The 19,491-nt window shown below is 64.5% G+C and carries 14 protein-coding genes and 2 tRNA genes; 11 read left to right on the top strand and 5 right to left on the bottom strand.

What is annotated here, in order from left to right:
- Positions 1-19 precede the first annotated feature (19 nt).
- The 3 genes from ilvC (at position 20) to metG (ending at position 4,362) form a co-directional block, all read left to right on the top strand.
- Positions 20-1,045 (top strand): ketol-acid reductoisomerase, encoded by a 1,026-nt coding sequence (gene ilvC, locus JOE69_RS02665; RefSeq protein ID WP_309795883.1) that lies wholly within the window; start codon positions 20-22, stop codon positions 1,043-1,045.
- 122 nt (positions 1,046-1,167) lie between these two features.
- On the top strand, positions 1,168-2,757 hold the full coding sequence (gene serA / locus JOE69_RS02660; protein WP_309795881.1) for a phosphoglycerate dehydrogenase: 1,590 nt from the start codon (positions 1,168-1,170) through the stop codon (positions 2,755-2,757).
- A gap of 60 nt (positions 2,758-2,817) precedes the next feature.
- Positions 2,818-4,362 (top strand): methionine--tRNA ligase, encoded by a 1,545-nt coding sequence (gene metG, locus JOE69_RS02655; RefSeq protein WP_309795879.1) that lies wholly within the window; start codon positions 2,818-2,820, stop codon positions 4,360-4,362.
- A gap of 82 nt (positions 4,363-4,444) precedes the next feature.
- On the opposite strand, the gene JOE69_RS02650 is transcribed toward metG, so the two are convergent.
- From JOE69_RS02650 to JOE69_RS02635, 4 genes are all read right to left on the bottom strand, one after another.
- A complete protein-coding gene (locus tag JOE69_RS02650) occupies positions 4,445-6,904 on the bottom strand; it encodes an FtsX-like permease family protein (protein WP_309795877.1) in 2,460 nt (819 codons plus the stop codon).
- A 1-nt stretch (position 6,905) separates the two neighbouring features.
- Positions 6,906-7,664 carry an ABC transporter ATP-binding protein gene (locus JOE69_RS02645; RefSeq protein WP_309795875.1) on the bottom strand — a complete coding sequence of 253 codons (759 nt, stop codon included), beginning with the start codon at positions 7,662-7,664 and terminating at the stop codon, positions 6,906-6,908.
- Positions 7,665-7,792: 128 nt separating this feature from the next.
- Positions 7,793-8,518, bottom strand: coding sequence for a response regulator (locus tag JOE69_RS02640; RefSeq protein WP_309795873.1), 726 nt, complete (start codon positions 8,516-8,518; stop codon positions 7,793-7,795).
- Between the two features lies 1 nt (position 8,519).
- Positions 8,520-9,707, bottom strand: a complete 1,188-nt coding sequence (locus JOE69_RS02635; protein WP_309795871.1) for a sensor histidine kinase — start codon at positions 9,705-9,707, stop codon at positions 8,520-8,522.
- Between the two features lie 205 nt (positions 9,708-9,912).
- Between JOE69_RS02635 and JOE69_RS02630 the strand changes: the two genes are divergently transcribed.
- From JOE69_RS02630 to JOE69_RS02605, 6 genes are all read left to right on the top strand, one after another.
- Positions 9,913-10,962 carry a 3-isopropylmalate dehydrogenase gene (locus JOE69_RS02630; protein ID WP_309795869.1) on the top strand — a complete coding sequence of 350 codons (1,050 nt, stop codon included), beginning with the start codon at positions 9,913-9,915 and terminating at the stop codon, positions 10,960-10,962.
- Positions 10,963-11,093: 131 nt separating this feature from the next.
- Positions 11,094-12,206, top strand: a complete 1,113-nt coding sequence (locus tag JOE69_RS02625; RefSeq protein ID WP_309795867.1) for a branched-chain amino acid aminotransferase — start codon at positions 11,094-11,096, stop codon at positions 12,204-12,206.
- Positions 12,207-12,305: 99 nt separating this feature from the next.
- Positions 12,306-13,076, top strand: coding sequence for a fumarylacetoacetate hydrolase family protein (locus tag JOE69_RS02620; RefSeq protein ID WP_296363514.1), 771 nt, complete (start codon positions 12,306-12,308; stop codon positions 13,074-13,076).
- Positions 13,077-13,100: 24 nt separating this feature from the next.
- Positions 13,101-14,591: a glutamate--tRNA ligase gene (gltX, locus tag JOE69_RS02615; protein WP_309795864.1), complete on the top strand. Its 1,491-nt coding sequence runs from the start codon at positions 13,101-13,103 to the stop codon at positions 14,589-14,591.
- Positions 14,588-15,325 (top strand): HAD family hydrolase, encoded by a 738-nt coding sequence (locus tag JOE69_RS02610; RefSeq protein WP_309795861.1) that lies wholly within the window; start codon positions 14,588-14,590, stop codon positions 15,323-15,325. Before gltX ends, JOE69_RS02610 begins: the two co-directional genes overlap by 4 nt.
- Positions 15,326-15,364: 39 nt before the next feature.
- Entirely contained in the window at positions 15,365-16,312 is a 948-nt protein-coding gene (locus tag JOE69_RS02605; RefSeq protein ID WP_309795859.1) for an alpha/beta hydrolase, read from the top strand.
- 76 nt (positions 16,313-16,388) lie between these two features.
- Here JOE69_RS02605 and JOE69_RS02600 read toward each other — a convergent pair whose 3' ends face one another.
- Positions 16,389-18,545, bottom strand: a complete 2,157-nt coding sequence (locus JOE69_RS02600) for a hypothetical protein (protein ID WP_309795854.1) — start codon at positions 18,543-18,545, stop codon at positions 16,389-16,391.
- A 321-nt stretch (positions 18,546-18,866) separates the two neighbouring features.
- Between JOE69_RS02600 and JOE69_RS02595 the strand changes: the two genes are divergently transcribed.
- Together JOE69_RS02595 and JOE69_RS02590 are read left to right on the top strand one after the other, a co-directional pair.
- A tRNA-Gln gene (locus JOE69_RS02595) sits at positions 18,867-18,938 on the top strand.
- Between the two features lie 95 nt (positions 18,939-19,033).
- Positions 19,034-19,106 (top strand) — tRNA-Glu (locus tag JOE69_RS02590).
- Positions 19,107-19,491 lie beyond the last annotated feature (385 nt).

The following is a 19,491-nucleotide window of genomic DNA, read 5'->3' as shown; positions in this document are numbered from 1 at the left end:
CACTGAGGAGCACCACACCGTGACTGAATTGTTTTATGACGACGACGCCGATCTGTCCATCATCCAGGGTCGCACCGTTGCCGTCATCGGCTACGGAAGCCAGGGCCATGCGCACGCACTGAGCTTGCGCGATTCCGGCGTCGACGTCCGCGTCGGCTTGGCCGAAGGTTCGAAATCCCGCGCCAAAGCCGAGGCCGAGGGCCTGCGCGTGCTCAACGTCGCGGACGCGGTCGCCGAGGCGGACGTGATCATGGTGCTGACCCCTGACCAGGTCCAGCGCCACGTCTACGCCGACTCGATCGCCGCGAACCTGCAAGCCGGCGACGCGCTGTTCTTCGGCCACGGCTTCAACATCCGCTACGGCTACATCCAGCCGCCGGCCGACGTCGACGTCGCACTGGTCGCGCCCAAGGGCCCGGGCCACATCGTGCGCCGGGAATTCGAGGCCGGGCGCGGCGTGCCGGACTTGATCGCGGTCGAGCAGGACGCCTCCGGGAATGCCTGGGCGTTGGCGCTCTCCTACGCCAAGGCGATCGGCGGTACCCGTGCCGGCGTGATCAAGACCACTTTCACCGAAGAGACCGAAACCGATTTGTTCGGGGAGCAGGCGGTGCTCTGCGGCGGTGCTTCGCAGCTCATCCAGTACGGTTTCGAAACCCTCACCGAGGCCGGCTACAAGCCCGAGGTCGCGTACTTCGAGGTGCTGCACGAGCTCAAGCTGATCGTGGACCTGATGGTCGAAGGCGGCATCGCGAAGCAGCGCTGGAGCGTCTCCGACACCGCTGAGTACGGCGATTACGTCTCCGGCCCCCGGGTCATCGACCCGCACGTCAAGGAGAACATGAAAGCCGTCCTGAAGGACATCCAGGACGGCACCTTCGCCAAGCGTTTCATCGACGACCAGGATGCCGGCGCGCCGGAGTTCAAGGCGCTGCGGCTGCAGGGCGAACAGCACCCGATCGAGACCACCGGCCGGGAACTGCGCAAGCTGTTCTCCTGGATCCAGAACGACGACGACTACACCGAGGGTTCGGTAGCCCGCTAGCCAGCGGCAAAGCACGGAACGTACGGCAATGAGGCCGGGTCTGCACGTAACACTGTGGGCTCGGCCTCTGCCATATCAATACACTCGACATAGCCAATCCGCCTGACCGCTGAGGACCTCTTGTGACCAAGCCCGTTGTTCTGCTCGCCGAAGAACTTTCCCCCGCCACCATCGAGGCCTTGGGCCCGGACTTCGAGATCCGGCACACCGACGGTGCGGACCGATCCCAACTGCTTGCCGCGATTGCCGACGTCGACGCGATCCTGGTCCGCTCGGCCACCCAGGTCGACGCCGAGGCGATCGCGGCCGCGAAGAAACTCAAAGTCATCGCCCGGGCCGGCGTCGGCCTGGACAACGTGGACATCAAGGCGGCGACCCAAGCCGGAGTCATGGTGGTGAACGCGCCGACGTCGAACATCGTCTCCGCCGCCGAGCTCACGGTCGGCCACATCCTGAGCCTGGCCCGGCATATTCCGGCGGCCAGCGCCGCGCTGAAAGCGGGGGAGTGGAAGCGTTCCAAGTACACCGGAACCGAGCTGTACGAAAAGAAGATCGGCATCATCGGCCTGGGCCGGATCGGTGCCCTGATCACGGCGCGGTTGCAAGCTTTCGAAACCCAGATCCTGGCCTACGACCCCTATGTCACCAGTGCCCGGGCCGCCCAGCTCGGCGTCCAGTTGGTGAGCTTGGACGAGCTCCTGGAACAGTCGGACTTCATCACGATCCACATGCCGAAAACCCCGGAGACCGTTGGCATGATCGGCCCTGAGGCGTTCCGGAAAATGAAAAACAGCGCCTACGTTATCAACGTCGCCCGTGGCGGTTTGATCGATGAAGCTGCGCTATTCGACGCCTTGCAATCCGGAGCGATCGCCGGTGCCGGCATCGACGTCTTCGTCAAGGAACCCAGTACGGATCTGCCGTTCTTCGGCCTGGACAACGTGGTGGTCACTCCGCACCTGGGTGCCTCGACCGAAGAGGCCCAGGAAAAGGCCGGGGTCTCGGTGGCCAAATCGGTGCGGCTGGCGCTTGCCGGCGAATTGGTGCCGGACGCGGTCAATGTGGCCGGCGGCGTGATCGATCGGGAAGTCCGCCCCGGCATCCCGCTGATCGAGAAGCTCGGCCGGGTGTTCACCGCGCTGACCCACGCCTCGGTGACCCAGATCGACGTCGAGGTGGCCGGTGAAATCGCCGGCAAGGACGTCAAGGCGCTGGAACTCGCGGCGCTCAAGGGTGTGTTCACCGATGTGGTCTCGGAGCAGGTCTCGTATGTCAACGCCCCGGTGCTCGCCGAGCAACGCGGCATCAATGTCCGGCTGATCACCACCGAGGAAGTCGCGGACTACCGGAATGTGCTGACCTTGCGCGGTGCGTTGTCCGACGGATCGCAGATCTCGGTGGCGGGGACCCTCACCGGGCCGAAGCAGATCGAAAAGATCGTCGGGGTGAACGGCTACGACGTCGAGATCCCGATCAGCGAGCACCTCGTGGTCCTGATTTACCAAGACCGCCCGGGAGTCGTCGGCACGGTAGGCGGGATCCTCGCGGAGAACGGCATCAACATCGCCGGAATGCAGGTTTCCCGGGCCCAGGACGGCAACCAGGTGCTCTGCTTGCTCACCGTGGACAGTGCGGTTCCGCAAGCCGTGCTCGATTCGGTCCGGGAGGCGATCGACGCCAGCACCGCCCGGGAAGTCGATCTGGAGGGCTAGCCGGCACCGGTCGTGAAGTCATCTTTCGACAAGGCATCCGACGACGGGTACTTTCATTAGGTGACTAAGACGCCGTACTACCTGACGACCGCGATCACCTACCCCAACGGTGTCCCGCACATCGGCCATGCCTACGAATACGTATCGGCCGATGCCCTGGCCCGGTTCAAGCGCTTGGACGGCTTCGACGTCTTCTACATGTCCGGCACCGACGAGCACGGAATCAAGGTGCAGCAGGCGGCGGAAAAAGCGGGACTGACCCCGTTGCAGCTGGTAGACCGGAATTCCGCCGCGATCCGTGCGGTGCACGATCTGGTGGACAGCAGCTACGACCGGTTCATCCGCACCACCGAGCCGGAGCACTACCTGGCCTCGCAGGAACTCTGGCGGCGGATGGAGGCCAACGGGGACATCTATCTGGACAAGTACACCGGCTGGTACTCGGTCCGGGACGAAGCCTATTACACCGAAGAAGAGACCGAGCTGCGCGGCGACGGCGTGCGCTACGCCAAAGAAACCGACACCGAAGTCACCTGGACCGAAGAGGAATCCTACTTTTTCCGGCTGTCCCAGTACCAGGACAAACTCCTGGCCCTCTACGAAGCGCAACCGGAATTCGCCGCGCCGCGCTATCGGTTCAACGAGGTGATCAGCTTCGTCAAGTCCGGCCTGCAAGACCTCTCGATCAGCCGGACCTCGTTCGACTGGGGGGTTCCAGTACCCGGCAACGACAAGCACGTGATGTACGTCTGGGTCGATGCGTTGACCAACTACCTCACCGGCGCCGGTTTCCCGGACGAAAACTCGGCCCAATGGAAGTATTGGCCTGCGGATGTGCACATCATCGGCAAGGACATTTCCCGGTTCCACGCGATCTTCTGGCCGGCATTCCTGATGAGTGCGGGATTGCCGCTGCCCAAACGCGTGATGATCCACGGCTTCCTGTTCAACAACGGGGTGAAGATGTCCAAGTCCCTGGGCAATGTGGTGGCCCCGGCGGACTGGGTGGCCGAATACGGTGTGGACGCGGTGCGGTTCTTCTTCCTGCGCGAAGTCTCCTACGGCCAGGACGGCAACTACAGCCATGAAGCGATCATGGGCCGGATGAATTCGGACCTGGCGAACAACCTCGGCAACCTGGCACAGCGTTCGTTGTCCATGGTGGCCAAGAACTGCGGGGGCGAAGTGCCGGCGCCCGGCGAGTTCAGCGACGCCGACCGTGCGATCCTGGCCCAAGCCCAAGGCTTGCTCGCGGCCAATCGGGCCAGTTACGAGGTGCAGGAATTCCATCGTGCACTGGAGGCGATCTGGACCGTGCTGGGCGAGACCAATGCCTACTTCGCGGAGCAGGCGCCTTGGGTGCTGCGCAAAACCGATCCGGACCGGATGGCCACGGTGCTCTATGTGACGCTCGAGGTGCTGCGGATCGTCGGCCTGCTGATCCAGCCGGTGATGCCGACGTCGGCCGGGAAACTGCTCGACGTGCTGGGCGTCTCCGGTGCGGAAGGGGCCCGCGATTTTGCCGCGATCGAGGCGCCCTTGGTCCCGGGCACCCCGTTGCCGGCGCCGGCGCCGATCTTCCCGCGCTACGAAGAGCCGGTTTAACCCAGTCGAGCGTTGAGTCGTGGCTGCCAAAACCGGGTTTTGGCAGCCACGACTCAACGCTCGACGGCGGTCCGTGTCGGACTCAATCGGTGGCGAGTCCTTCCACCGGGGAGAGCTTGGCGGCCCGCCGGGCCGGTACCACCGAGGCGGCGAGCCCGGCAGCGGCGGCTACCGCGACGACCAGGAGCAGTTGCAGCCAGGGCAGATTCGGCACCACCGCGGTGAAACCGCCCAGTGCCGACTGCGCCCCGAGCCAACCGTACAGGCCGCCCAGTGCCACGCCGATCAGTGCCGCGACCCCGGCGACCAGGACGGCCTCCAGAGCCAGCATGCCGCGCAACCCGCGCTTGGTCAGGCCCAGCGCGCGCAGCAGTGCGTTCTCCCGGGTGCGTTCCAGGACCGAGAGCGAGAGCGTGTTCGCGACACCGATCAGCGCGATCAGCACCGCGATCGCCAACAACCCGGTGACCACCAGGAGCATCAAATCGATCACCTGGTTGAAGCTGGCTTTTTCCATCGCACCGCCGGTGACCGCATAGTCGTCTACGGCCAGGGTCTTGGCGATCTGGGTCCGCAGGTCCAGGATCTGGCTACTGCCGAGGCCGGGGACCAGCTTGACCCAGACTGCCTGTTCCGCGCCGGCCGGAGCCGGCACGGTGTCCAGGTTGACCATCGGTGCGAAGCCGTTGCTGGTGGCCTTGACCACCGGCAACGATCGATCGGTACCGCCGGACTTCACGGTGAGCGTGCTGTCCTTGGCCGATTTGGGCATCAGCAGCTTCCCCGGTTGCACCCGGTTCTGCGCCGAGCCGAGCATGGTTGCGGCGTCGGAGCTGGAAATGCCGTAGACCGAGCCGCCGGTGAGCATCGGGTCGGAACTCCCAACGACTTCACCGACCAGCGGAAGCTGTGCCACGGCGCTGACTCCGGCCAGCGTTTTCAGGCTCTGCACCTTGGCCGGATCGTAGCTTCCGGCCTCGACCGAAATGTCCACCGGGTAACGCTCGTCGAAGGTGGTCTCGAAGGCGCTGCGCGCGGTCGAGGCGCCGGTGAGCATCATCGAGACCAAGGTGACGCCGATCAGCAGCGCCGAAGCGGTCGCCGTCGTCCGTCCGGGATTTCGGACCGCATTGAGCGAGGCGAGTTTCCCGGGCACCCCAGCGGGCGAAGCGAGCTTGCCGAACGCCGATACCAGCCGCGGCACGAACAGCGAGGCGCAGAGCAGCAGGCCGATGAAGGTCATCGCGCCGCCGGGCAGCGCGATCATCAGGTTGGAGCTGATTGCGCCGAAGGCCAGCAGCAGGCCGCCGAGCGCGATCAGCACGCCGCCGATGGCCAACCGGGTCCGGCCGCTGCGATTGCTCAGCGCGGCGTCGTCGACCGGGCGCATCGCGGCCAACGGCGCTACCGCGGTGGCGGCCCGGGCCGGGACCAGCGCTGCGGCCGCGGTCAGCAGAATACCGACCAGCATGCCGGCGATCGGCGCAGAGAGGTTGCCTTGGAAGGTCGCGAACTGGTTTCCGGGGGTGGTTTTGAGCCAGCTGATCAAGGCGTACATGCCGCCGAAGGCCGCGGCGACGCCGGCCGCCGAGGAAACCACGCCGACGATTGCCGCTTCGGCCAGCACCGAGTTTCGGATCTGACTCTTCTTCGCGCCGATGCAGCGGAGCAGGGCCAGTTCCCGGGTCCGTTGCGCGACCAGCACGGCGAAGGTATTCGAGACCACGAGTACTGCGACGATGATCGCGATTGCGGCGAAGGCCAGCAGGACCAGGGTCAACACGTCATCGCCGCCGGTCTTGCTTTGGATCTGGGCGGTGGTCTGCTGGTCCGGGGTGTTCACCGTGGCTTTGTCGAAGCCGGCCGCGGCCAAGGCCTGGGCGAGCCCGCTGCGCTCGGCGTCACTGAGCTTGCCGTCCAGCTTGAGCTGGATGGTTTGGTAGACCAAGGGCTGCACGGCCAAGGGCGCGATGGTCTGCGTGGTGGCGAGAAGTTGCGCCGAGCCGGAGCGCATCGGATCGCTGCTGGGTTTGACGATCCCGGAGACCGTGGCACTGGTGGATTGCCCGGTGGAACTGGTCAAGGTGAGAGCGCTGCCGACGGCCAGCGAACTGCGCTCGGCGGTTTTCTCGTCCACCGCGACTTGTCCCGGCGCGCTGGGCAGCGCCCCGGAGACCAGGACTGCGGACTCCAGAGCGGATTCGGGTGCGGTATTGAGCAACTTGCTGTAGAAGGTGCTGTTCGGCGACTTCACTTGCAGGGCGGTTTCCAGTTGCGCATAGCTGGCGGTCACGCCGGGGACCTTGCCGACGGCGTCGACGGCGGTTTGGTCGAGCAGCTTGGGGTTCAGTCCCGGGCCGGCGCTGATCACGGCATCGGCTTTGGCGAACGATTCGCCCAGGCTGGCTTTGAGCGTGGCTTGGGTGGAGGAGTTCACCAACAGTGTGGCGACCAGGAAGGCGACGGCGAGCAGCACCGCCAGGCCGACGGCGATGAACCGACGGGAGTGCAGCTTGATTTGTGCTAGGGCGACCTGGAACACGTCAGGCTCCCAGCTTGGCGAGTGCCGCGAGCACGGTTTCCGGGGTGGGGTTTTCCAGCTCGCCGGCCAGGACTCCGTCGCTGAGCAGGACCACCCGGTCCGCGTACGAGGCGGCGATCGGATCGTGGGTGACCATGATGATGCTCTGGCCCATCTCCTGCGAGGAGCGGCGGAGCATGCCCAGCACCTCGGCACCGACCCGGGAATCCAGGTTGCCGGTGGGTTCATCGGCGAAAATCACTTCGGGTCGGGTCAGCAGCGCCCGGGCCACCGCCACCCGTTGTTGCTGGCCGCCGGAGAGCTGGTGCGGCCGGTGGTTGAGCCGGTCGGTCAGACCCAGGGTGCCGGTGATGAAGGTGAACCAGTCCCGGTCCACAGTGCCGTTCGCCAGGGCGACCGGCAAGGTGATGTTCTGTTCCGCGGTCAGGGTGGGCACCAGGTTGAAAGCTTGGAAGATGAAGCCGATCCGGTCCCGGCGCAGCGCAGTCAAAGCGGTGTCATTGAGCTGGGTGATGTCGGTGCCGCCGATGTGGATGCTGCCGGAGTCGGTGCTGTCCAGCCCGGCCAGGCAATGCATCAGGGTGGATTTTCCGCTCCCGGACGGACCCATGATGGCGGTGAACCGGGAGGCATCGAAGTCGATGTCGATATTGCGCAGGGCGCTGACCGCGGTCTCGCCCCGACCGTAGTTTTTGTTCAAGCCCCGGGCGGAAACCGCATTGCCCTGATGGGTGTGTTCGCGTTCGATCAAAGTCGTCATACATCAAAATTAGAGAATTGCCGTGCCCGCCGAATCGGGCCAGGGCATGATTCGACGGTGACCGTGGGCGGTGCTGGATCAGACCAGGGTATGAGCCGGCCCGGTCAGGGCTGGCCGGGCCGGGGGAGTCATCCCGGAGCCACGGCACCGGTTTCGTACGCGATGACCACGATCTGCACCCGGTCCCGGGCTGCGAGTTTGCTCAGGATGTGCCCCACGTGGGTTTTGACCGTGGCCTCGGAGAGGAACAGCGAAGCAGCGATCTCCGGGTTGGACAACCCTTGTGCGATCAGCAGGAAGACTTCGTGTTCCCGGGTGGTCAGACTCCGCACTGCCTGCTGATGCTCGTCGTTCGAGGCGCTGGGCGCGCTGAGCATCGGCGCGACGTGGTCGAGCAGCCGCCGGGTGGTGGACGGGGCGATCACCGCATCGCCCCGGTAGACCGTGCGGATCGCCTCGAGCAACTCTTCCGGCGGTGCGTCTTTGAGCAGGAAACCGCTGGCGCCGGCTTGGATCGCGGCCAGGGCGTATTCGTCCAGGTCGAAGGTGGTCAGCACGACGATCTTCAACCCGGCCAACCGGGAACCGGGTGCCGCGGCACGGACGCGTTCCATGAGTTTGCGGGTGGTCTCGATGCCGTCCATGCCCGGCATCCGGACGTCCATCAGGACGACGTCGGCGGCGGTCGCGGAAAGGCCGGCGAGGGCTTCCCGGCCATCGCCGGCTTGCAGCACCACCTCGAGGTCGGGCTGTGAATTGATCAGCATGGTGAACCCGGAGCGCACCAATTGCTGGTCGTCCACCAGGCCCACCTTGATGGCCGGGGCGGGCTGGGCTGCGTCAGTCTCGGTCACACTAGGCCTCCGTGTAGGGGATGAATGCAAGGATGCGGAAGCCGCCGCCCGGTTGGGCTTTGGCTTCTAACGTCCCATCGTAGAGCTTGACCCGTTCGGCCATGCCCCGGATGCCGTTGCCGCCGCCGGAGTCGGGGGGATCCGCCGCGGCGCCGCGGCCGTCGTCCTGAACTGAGACTTGGAGCCCGCGGGCTTGCCAGTCCAGACCGACCACGGTGTGCGCATGCGGTCCGGCATGCTTGAGCACATTGGTGAGGCCTTCCTGGATGGTCCGGTACACGGTCAGTTCGGCGCCCGGTGGAAGCTCCCGGCGCGCCTGGCCGGAATGATTGTATTCCAGCGATATCCCGGCGGAACGGAAGCCCAGCAGCAATTCGTCCAGATCCACCAAACCGGGGAGTGGCCGGAACGAAGTTTCCTCGTCGCCGCGGAGCACCCCGAGCAGGCGGCGCATTTCCCGCAACGACGTCCTGCCGGTGTCCGAGATGGTTTTCAGGGTGTTGGTGGCGATTGCCGGGTCCTGTTGCGCGGCGTAGCGCGCCCCGTCCGCCTGGGTGATGATCACGGAGAGCGAATGCGCCACGATGTCGTGCATTTCCCGGGCGATGTGGGCGCGCTCGTCGCTGGCGGCGAGTGCCCGTTCTTGCTGTTGTTCGATTTCCAGACGGCGCGCCCGGTCTTCCAGGCCCTGTTCGCGGAGCCGCCGGGTCCGGGTCAGATCGCCGAAGGTCCAGCTGAACAGCACCAGGAACCAGACCAGGAAAATCAGTAGGGCGGTGAGCGGCAGGCTGGCGATTTCACCGGTGAAAGTGTCGCTCATGTAGTACCGGGTGACCACCATGACCGAACCGAGCAGCGCCAGCACGAGTCCGCTCAGGCTGGCCCACCGCGGTGCATAGGCGGCGAGCGAATAGACCACCAGGATCACCGCGACATTGGCCGGCAGCGGTGGATAGGCGACGGCCCACTGGATGACGGCTACCGCAGCGATTGCCGCACCGGCGAACACCGGCTTGGTGCGGCGCCAGGCGAGCGGAAACACCAGGAAAGTGCTGACAGCGATGCTGGTCAGGCCGCTCGCGGAGGAGTACTGGATGAAGGCGGTGAACAGCCAGAGCAGCGCCATGGCGGCGAAATCCACGACGAACCGGTGGGTTCGGAACCACTCGTAGATTTTGTGCATGACCATGGTCCCCAACTTTACGGTGCAACCGGGTGCGCGGCATCCTGCCACGGTCTGATTGTCATCCTCGCTCCCCGCCGAATGGCCAGATCGGCACGTTCTGAAGTCCGATTAGCCCGCCGATCTGGCCACTCGGCGGAGCGATTCTACTGGGCGTCCGAAGTTTGAGACGCTTTGACCAGCATCTGGATACTTTGGCTAGGCTGGGGAAATGAGCATCGATCTGGCAGTCATCCCCGGCGACGGCATCGGCCCCGAGGTCATCGCGGAGGCCCTCAAGGTCCTGCGCGCCGTGACCGGCCCGGCCGGCGTCGAACTGGAACTCACCGAATACGCGCTCGGTGCGCAGCATTGGCTGGAGACCGGCGAGACGCTCTCCGATGAGACCCTGGTGAAATTGCGCCGGCATGATGCGATTTTGTTCGGTGCGGTCGGCGCGGCGCCGGGGGATACCCGGATCCCCTCCGGGTTGATCGAGCGCGAATTGCTGCTCAAGATCCGGTTCGCTCTGGATCACTTCGTCAATCTGCGCCCGGCGAAGATCTACCCGGGAGTGCCCAGCCCGCTGGCCGCACCCGGGAAGGTGGATTTCGTGGTGGTGCGGGAGGGCACCGAAGGACCCTACGTGGGAAATGGCGGCGTGCTTCGCAAAGGCACCGATCAGGAGGTGGCCAACGAACTCTCCGTGAACACCGCCTTCGGCGTGCAACGGGTGGTCCGGGACGCCTTCCGGCGGGCCGCACTGACTGACCGGAAAAAACTGACCTACGTGCACAAGCACAATGTGCTGGTGCACTCCGGACACTTGTGGAAGCGCACCGTGGAAGCGGTCGCCGCCGACTTCCCCGAGGTGGCCGTGGACTACCTGCACGTCGATGCCGCGACGATCTTCTTCGTCACCGACCCGGGCCGCTTCGATGTGATCGTCACGGACAACCTCTTCGGCGATATCCTGACCGATCTGGCCGCTGCGGTGACCGGCGGCATCGGGCTGGCTGCGTCCGGCAACCTCAATATGGACCGCACCGCGCCCTCGATGTTCGAACCGGTGCACGGCTCGGCCCCGGACATCGCGGGTCAGCAGAAGGCCGATCCGACCGCGGCGATCCTTTCCGCGGCGTTGCTCCTGGACCATCTGGAACTCCCCGAATTGGCGGCGAAAATCAATGCCGCAGTGACTGCCGACGTCGCGGAACGCGGGCAGCTGGGCGTGCGCCCGACGTCGGCGATCGGCGATGCGATCGCGGCCCGGCTGGGTTAACGTCCACTCGGCCGGGTTTGGCCGCAACCGGAAGCATTCCGGCGCAGTAGGATTAACCATCGGCGACCCCGAAAACAACCGCATTCGACCTTAAATCTACGCAGCGCAGCGCAGTATCCCGTGGAGGAATCATGACCCAGACAGCGACCGAATTGAGCTTCGCCCAGCATCTCTCGGAGAACCCGAAGACTGCTCAGGAGCGGGCTGCGATTCTGGCGAACCCTGGTTTCGGCGACTATTTCACCGACCACACCGCGGTGGTCGACTATACGGCCAGCACGCCCGGCGAAGGATCCTGGCACGACGCGCGGATTGAGCCCTACGGCCCGATCGCGCTCGATCCGGCGGCCTCGGTGCTGCACTACGGCCAGGAGATTTTCGAGGGGCTCAAGGCCTACCGGCACGCCGACGGCTCGGTGTGGACTTTCCGCCCGGAAGCCAACGCTGCGCGGTTGAACCGTTCGGCCCAGCGGCTGGCCTTGCCGCAACTGCCGGAGCAGGTCTTCCTGGACGCGATCGCCGGCGTCGTGCAGGCCGATCAGGAATGGGTACCGTCCGGGGACGGCGAAAGCCTCTACCTGCGTCCGTTCATGATCGCCACCGAGGCGTTCCTGGGCGTCCGGGCCGCCCGCGAAGTTTCCTTCCGGGTCATCGCTTCGCCGGCCGGCAATTACTTCGGCGGCGAATTGAAACCGGTCTCGATTTGGATCTCCCGAAACTACGCGCGCGCCGGCCGTGGCGGCACCGGTGCGGCGAAATGCGGCGGCAACTACGCCGCCTCGCTCCTGCCGCAACTCGAGGCCGAGGCGCACGGCTGCAAGCAGGTGCTGTTCCTGGACCAGGAGAACAACAACGCAGTCGAGGAACTGGGCGGCATGAACGTGTTCTTCGTGCTGAAAGACGGCTCCTTGGTGACTCCGGCGCTCTCCGGAAGCATCCTGGAAGGCGTCACCCGGTCTTCGGTGCTGCAGTTGGGCCGCGACCGCGGCTTGGACGTGCAGGAACGCACGATCACGCTGGACGAGTGGCGCGACGGCGTGGCTTCCGGGGACATCGCCGAGGTCTTCGCCTGCGGTACCGCAGCGGTGATCACCCCGATCGGCCGGCTGATGGACGAGAACGAAGAAATCGGCTCGGCTGATGCCAAAGCCGGTGAGGTCACGTTGAGCATCCGTGCGGAATTGCTCGGCATCCAGACCGGCACGGTCGAGGACAAGCACGGCTGGTTGCACCGCTTGGTCTAAACCATTTCGGATAGCCTGTTGCCCCTGCGATAGCGATTTGCGCGTCAGAACGCTAACGCAGGGGCAACAGGCTATCTGAAACCGTGAAATAGTTGGATCATGCGTATAGCCCGTTTTGTCCTTGATGCCGACCCGATGTACGGCGTAGTCGACGCCGCCGGCGAAACCGTGACCGTGATCAAGGGGGATCCCTTTTTCAACGGCGTGGAAGCGACCGGCGAAGTCCACCCGTTGGAGGACGTCCGGCTGCTCGCTCCGATCATTCCGCGTTCCAAGGTCGTGGGCATCGGGCGCAACTATGCGGACCATGCCAAAGAGCTCGGCAACGAGGTTCCGCCCAGTCCGTTGATGTTCCTCAAGCCGAACACTTCGGTGATCGGGCACAATGATCCGATTGCGCTTCCGGAGTTCTCCGAGGAAGTCTCCTATGAGGCGGAACTCTGCGTGGTCATCGGCCGGATCTGCAAAGACGTGCCGGAGGACCGGGTGGACGAGGTGATTTTCGGTTACACCTGTGGCAACGACCTTACCGCGCGCGATGCGCAGCGCACCGACAACCAGTGGGCGCGGGCCAAAGGCTTCGACGGATCGGCGCCGCTGGGGCCCTGGATCGAAACCGAGCTCGACGTCGACGACTTGGCGGTGCAAGGCCGGCTCAACGGCAAGGTGGTCCAGGACGGCCGCACCGATCAGATGATCTGGAGCGTCAAATCCCTGGTTTCCTATGTTTCGCAGGCTTTCACGCTGCTGCCCGGCGACGTGATCATGACCGGCACCCCGGCCGGCGTCGGGCTGGTCAGCGAAGGCGACCGTTTCGAAGTGGAGATCGAGGGGATCGGCACCTTGTCCAATCCCATCGTGCGCCGATAGTTCCTCACCTAAACTGAAAGCACCATGACTACTCCCATTGTTGACGCGTCGACTCCGGTCCGCGTCCGTTTTTGCCCTTCACCCACCGGCACCCCGCACGTCGGCCTGATCCGGACCGCCCTGTTCAACTGGGCCTATGCCCGGCACACCGGCGGCAAGCTGATCTTCCGGATCGAAGACACCGACGCCGCGCGGGACAGCGAAGAGAGCTACCACCAGCTGCTGGAAGCCTTGCGCTGGCTGGGCATCGACTGGGACGAGGGCGTGGAAGCCGGGGGACCGCACGGCCCGTACCGGCAGTCTCAGCGCGGCGAGATCTACCAGGACGTGATCGCGAAACTGCGTGCGGGCGGATTCGTCTACGAGTCCTACTCGGCGCCGGAGGAGATCGAAGCCCGGCACAAGGCGGCCGGACGGGACCCCAAGCTGGGTTACGACGGCTTCGACCGGGAGCTTTCCGCGGAGCAGATCGCCGCATTCAAGGCCGAGGGCCGGCAGCCGGCACTGCGTCTGCGGATGCCGGACGAGGACCTGACCTTCACCGACCTGGTCCGCGGCGAGATCACCTTCAAAGCCGGTTCTGTGCCGGACTTCGCGGTGGTCCGGCCCAATGGCGCGCCGCTGTACACCCTGGTGAATCCGGTGGATGACGCGCTGATGGGGGTTACCCATGTGCTGCGGGGCGAAGATCTGCTGTCCTCCACACCCCGGCAAATCGCGCTCTACCGGGCGCTGCACGCCGTCGGCGTGGCGAAGTACCAGCCGTTGTTCGGACATTTGCCCTATGTGATGGGCCAGGGCAATAAGAAGCTCTCCAAGCGGGATCCGGAATCCAGCCTGTTCCTGCTGCGCGACTGGGGCTTCATCAAAGAAGGCCTGATCAATTACCTGGCACTGCTGGGCTGGTCGCTCAGCGCGGACGAGGACATTTTCACCGTCGAAGAACTGGTCAAGGCCTTCGACGTGGCCGATGTGCTCGCCAACCCGGCCCGCTTCGACGTCAAAAAGGCCGAGGCGATCAACGGCACGCACGTGCGGTTGCTGGCCGCTGAAGACTTCCGGGACCGGCTGGTGCCGTACCTGCAGAATGCGGGTCTGGTCGGTGCCGAATTGACCGGGCGCCAGGCCGAGGTGCTGACCGAAGCCGCGCCGTTGATCCAGGAACGGATCCAATTGCTCGGCGAAGCGCCGGAAATGCTGCGTTTCCTTTTCGTCGCGGACGACGACGTCGCCCCGGCCGAGGATGCGCTCAAGGGGCTGCCGGAGAACGTGGCCGAGGTGCTGGATGCCGCGATCGACGCCGTCGAACCGTTGGCCTCCTGGACCGCGGAATCGATCCAGGAGGCGCTGCGCGCCGCGTTGATCGATGGGCTGGGGCTCAAGCCGCGGCTGGCGTTCGGGCCGGTGCGCACTGCGATTTCCGGTCGGCGGGTTTCGCCGCCGCTGTTCGAATCCATGGTGATTCTGGGCAAGGATTCCTCATTGGCCCGGTTGCGCGGCTTCCGGGACCGATGAGTTTCCCGGGTTTGGCATCGGAGCGGCCGATCCGGGCCGTGCTCTTCGATATCGACGACACCCTGGTCGATCTGCGCAGCGCGATGGAAATCGCGGTGCGCCAGGTGAGCACCGCGTTCGTGCCGGAGCTGTCGGAGGAGGCTTGGGAGCAGGTCCACTGGGAATTCCGGGTGGACCCCACTGGGCTTTACCAGGCGTTCCTGAACGGCGAACTGAGTTTCGTGGAGCAACGGATCGCACGTGCCCGGCGGGCCTTCGCAGCCGTGGGCGGCGCTCTGCCGGAGGAACACGTGGCCACCTGGAACAACGCCTATGAGCTCGAGGCCAAGCGCCGGTGGGCGGCCTACCCGGACGTCGCCGCGGCTTTGGACTTTTTGGAGGCGCGGCGGATTCCCTACGGTGCGGTGAGCAACAACGTGGTGGATTACCAACGGAACAAGCTGGATCTGTCCGGGCTGCAGCGGATCTCGGTCCTGGTCGGCACGGACACCGTGGGCGTGCCGAAACCCGATCCGGCGATTTTCCACGAAGGCGCGCGGCAACTGGGCTTCGAGCCGCGGGAGACTCTGTACGTGGGTGACAACTTGCTGATCGATGCGATCGGGGCTTCCGAAGCCGGTTTGCCCGCGGTCTGGTTGAACCGTGAGGGCGTGGCCGATGACCGCTGGAGCGGAGCGCAGATTTCCGGTCTTGACCGGTTGGCGGGCTTGTTGGAGGATGTGCCCAGCTTGTAATTCGTCCTGATGTGGGGGTCATGTCCTGGAAGAGGCAGCATGATCAACTTCGTCAGCGTTCCCGAATCGGTGCTGTCCGCGCAGCGGAAACTGAACCAGCAGATCGCCGCGATGCCGTTGCCCGCGCCGAACCAGCCGGATGCGATCGAGCTGATGCGTTCGGTGTCCCGGTATCGGCCGGCGGCCACTGAACTCGAAGCGACTGAGCTGGGGATTCCCGGTGTTTCCGCCGACTCCGAGATTTTGTTGCGGGTCTACCGGCCGGAAGGCGAGCTGCGTGGCGTGGTGTTCAATATCCACGGTGGCGGATTCGCCCTGGGCTCGCGCCGCAACGACGACGCCGCGAACGATCTGACCGCACGGAGCGTCCAGGTGGCCACCGTCGCGGTGGAGTACCGGTTGACACCGGAACACCCGTACCCGGCCGGCCTGGACGATTGCGTGCTTGCGGCGACCTGGCTGGCCGAGCACACGGCCGAGGTTTTCGGGACCGAACGCCTGGTGATGGCCGGCGGATCGGCCGGTGCCTACTACGCGGTGCAGACCTTGCTGCGATTGCGCGAAGGCCGGCCGGAGTTGTTCGCGAAATTCGCTGCGGCAAGCCTGGTGTTCGGGGTCTTCGATTTGGGCCGCAGCCCGAGCGTAAGGGCCGCGGATGATCAAGCGCTGGTGCTGACCAGCAGCTGGATGGTCGAATTCATCGAGATGTTCCTGCCCGGTACGTCGCTGGCGGAACGGCAGGCTCCGGAGCTTTCCCCGATGTTCGCGGACCTCCGCGGCCTGCCACCGGCCCTGTTCACGGTGGGGGACTTGGACCCGCTGCTGGACGATTCGATGTTCCTGGCCGCGCGCTGGTTGGCCGCCGGGAACTCGGCGGACCTGGACATTTGGCCGGAAGCGCCGCACGCTTTCCTGAGCAGCACGCCACCGGTAGGGCAGCTGGCGCAGCGCCGGATCAATGAATGGATCGACGGCTTGCTGGACTAGCGGTTCGGGTCTGGCGGCAAGCAAAGCTGCGGCCCCGTCCCTGGCAGGAGCGGGGCCGCAGCTTGTTCGTCCTGGGTTAGGAGATCACTCCGCGACGGCGCAGGATGATCGAGACGATGCAGCCGATCAGGATGATCGCGCAGACGATGATGCCGATCAAACCGACCGGGCCATTCGGCGAGATCATGGTCGACTCGCTCTGCAACTGCTTGGCTCCGTCGTCGAGCGCTTTCGCCCCGGCCTTCAGGCCCTGGTACTCGCCATTGACCACGTTCGGGTTGTTGAGCCCGTCGGAAAGCTGGTCAGTGCCGTTGGCCAGTAGTTTGGAGCCGGGCGCCAGACCTGGTTGGGTCGGGTCCGAGGGATCCTTGTACATGCCGTTCAACAGCTGGTTGGTGCCGTCGGCGAGCTTCTGCGTGCCTTCTGCGAGGCCGTACGGCGACTCGGCGAGCGGATCCTGGTACATGCCTTGCAGAGCCTGGGCGGTGCCTTCTGCGAGTCGGCCGGAACCGCTGAGCAGATTCTCATTGCCGCCGTTTGCCCCGTTGACACCGGACTTGAGCTGCGCGATGCCGTCGGAGAGGCTCGGCGTGCCATCCGGACGCGGGCCGATCACACCGGCGAAGAGCTGATTCACACCGTTTTGCAGGCTGGGTTTGGCCGCGGTTCCGGGGCCGGTGACGCCGGCTTGCAGGAGCCGGACACCGGCCTGCAGGCTCGGCGTGCCGTCCGGACGCGGGCCGATGACTCCGGTGGAAAGCTGGTTGACACCGTCCACCAGACTTGGGTTGCCGGGAGTGCTGGGTCCAACGACGCCGGCCTGCAGTTGGGCGACCCCGGCTTGCAGGCTGGGGCTGCCGTCCGGGCGCGGGCCGATGACGCCGGCTTTGAGCTGTCCGATGCCGTCCACCAGGCTGGGGTTGCCGGGAGTGCTCGGCCCGATGACGCCGGCCTTGAGCTGCGCGACGCCGTCCGCCAGGCTCGGGTTTCCGTCCGGGCGCGGGCCGATGACGCCGGCTTTGAGCTGGGCGATGCCCTGGACCAGGCTCGGCGAGCCGTCCTCGGTGGGACCGATGACTCCGGCTTTTAGCTGCTTCATGCCGTCGACCAGGCTTGGGCGGTCTTTGGGAGCGTTTTGGTTCACGGTTGGGTCCGCGCTGTAGCCGGTCACGCCTTTTTGGATGTAGTTGGCGCCGAGCACCAGTGCATCAATGCCGTCACGAAGCTGAGCGATGTCGTTTTTGATGGAGCTCAGCGTAGTGATGTCTCCGATCAGAGGAGTATTTGCGACCTTGTCGAGATAGCGAAGTGCCTCTTGCAGCTTGGAGGCCCCACAGGAATCGGAAAAAGTTGGCTTCGGCAAGACTGCTGGATCTTGCCAGTTTCCGGTGGAATGAACGCCGACCAGATCGTTGATTCCATCTGAAAGGGTGGAATTTGGATTCACTTGAGACGGGTTCGTGGGTGAGTTCGGCGAACATTTGGTGGGATCGGAATTGACTGGAAGCACTCCGGCAGCGGCTTGTTGAATACCGGGAGCGAGCTTTCCATTGACGCCTTGGTCAAGCTGCTTGATGCCCGGAATCAACTCGCCGTTGACGCCCTGGTCGAGCTGTTTGATCCCGGGTGCGAGCCGGCCGTTGACGCCCTGGTCGAGCTGTTGGATGCCGGGGACGAGTTCGTTGTTGACGCCTGCGGCAATCTGATTGACGCCTGGAGCCAATTTCCCGTTCACGCCTTGGCTCAACTGTTGGATGCCGGGGACGAGTTCGTTGTTGACGCCCGCGGCAATCTGATCGATGCCCGGAACCAACTCGCCGTTCACGCCATTGGCCAGTTGCCTAACCCCTGGAATGAGCTCGCCATTGAGCCCGGCGGACAATTGGTCGACGCCGGGGGAGAGCTGGTTCTTCACCGCATCGCCGAGCAGCGCGCTGCCGTCCCGGAGCTGGATCAGCCCGGGCGTCAGGATCGAGTTCACCCGGTTCGAAATGATCCGGGCCCCGTCCTGGAGCTGGATCGCGCCCGGCAAGCCGACGTCGTTGATCCCGCTGGCCAACTTCTTGGCGCCGGCCTGCAGCTGGTCCACACCGTTGGACAGCTTGCCGTTGACGCTGTCGGTCAGCTGCTGCGTGCCCGCGGCTAGTCGATTGCCGCCGTCGGCCACTTTCAAGGTGACGGCGATGAACAACAACAGTAGGCCCAGCACCATGAGCGCCAAGATGGCGATCACGATATTGTGCCGACGAGGGTTCGGTACGGGTCCAGCGGCTCTGCTAGGTGACACGGGCATTTCCAATCACGAGTGCGTCATTGCAACATAATATGGGATATGTGACCTGGGTTACATGCCCCCAGTTACTATCCAGTAACCTACCGCAAGTAAAGGTCTAATTGTCAAGGATCTGGCCGACGTTTCGTGGCAAATATTGTGGCGAGCTTGGCTCCGGGATGGCTCCGAGTGTCGTTTTGGCGAGAACGCGGATGTCGGGTAAAGTTATATCCCGGCGCTTGAGCGGCCCGCAGGTCAGCTGCGGAGTCTGGGCAAGACCATTGGGATATGGTGTAATTGGCAACACAACGGTTTCTGGTACCGTCATTCTAGGTTCGAGTCCTGGTATCCCAGCGCTGAAAACGCGGTCGATTGGCGCGCGGCACATCATTCATGCTTTACTTGATGAGCTTGTTTTGCGCCTGAAAACTGCAAAATCGGTAAGTACTGGCCCCATCGTATAGCGGCCTAGTACGCCGCCCTCTCACGGCGGTAACGCGGGTTCGAATCCCGCTGGGGTCACAAAAAGTGCTCCTGACCTGCGGAAACACAGGTCAGGAGCTTTTTTATTGGCTGATTGAAGCAACATCAAGCGCGGTTGGGCGCTGACTCGAGCTTGCCCTGACCGGCTTCAAATCGGATCCCCCAACGTGCCTGAATCTCATCTGTTCTGGCCTTCCTGTCATCGTAAATTTGCTGGACGAAACTGACGATTTCTCCTAGGATCTGCTGTGATGCCACGGCTTGTGGCGCTTACTGGGTTCTTTCATTGGGGGACTTTTATGCGGTCATCGTTGATCTCTCGCGCTCTTGCTGCTGTGCTTTCTGTTGCTGTTCTCACGACTGGGCTTGTGGCATCGGTGCCGGGACAAGCGTCTGCCTTCAGTCCGGCGATTGCTGTAACTGC

The sequence above is a fragment of the Arthrobacter russicus genome (genome assembly GCF_031454135.1).
Taxonomy (GTDB): domain Bacteria; phylum Actinomycetota; class Actinomycetes; order Actinomycetales; family Micrococcaceae; genus Renibacterium; species Renibacterium russicum.
The sequence above is the reverse complement of the archived record's forward strand: the minus strand, read 5'-3'. Positions and strand labels throughout refer to the sequence as shown.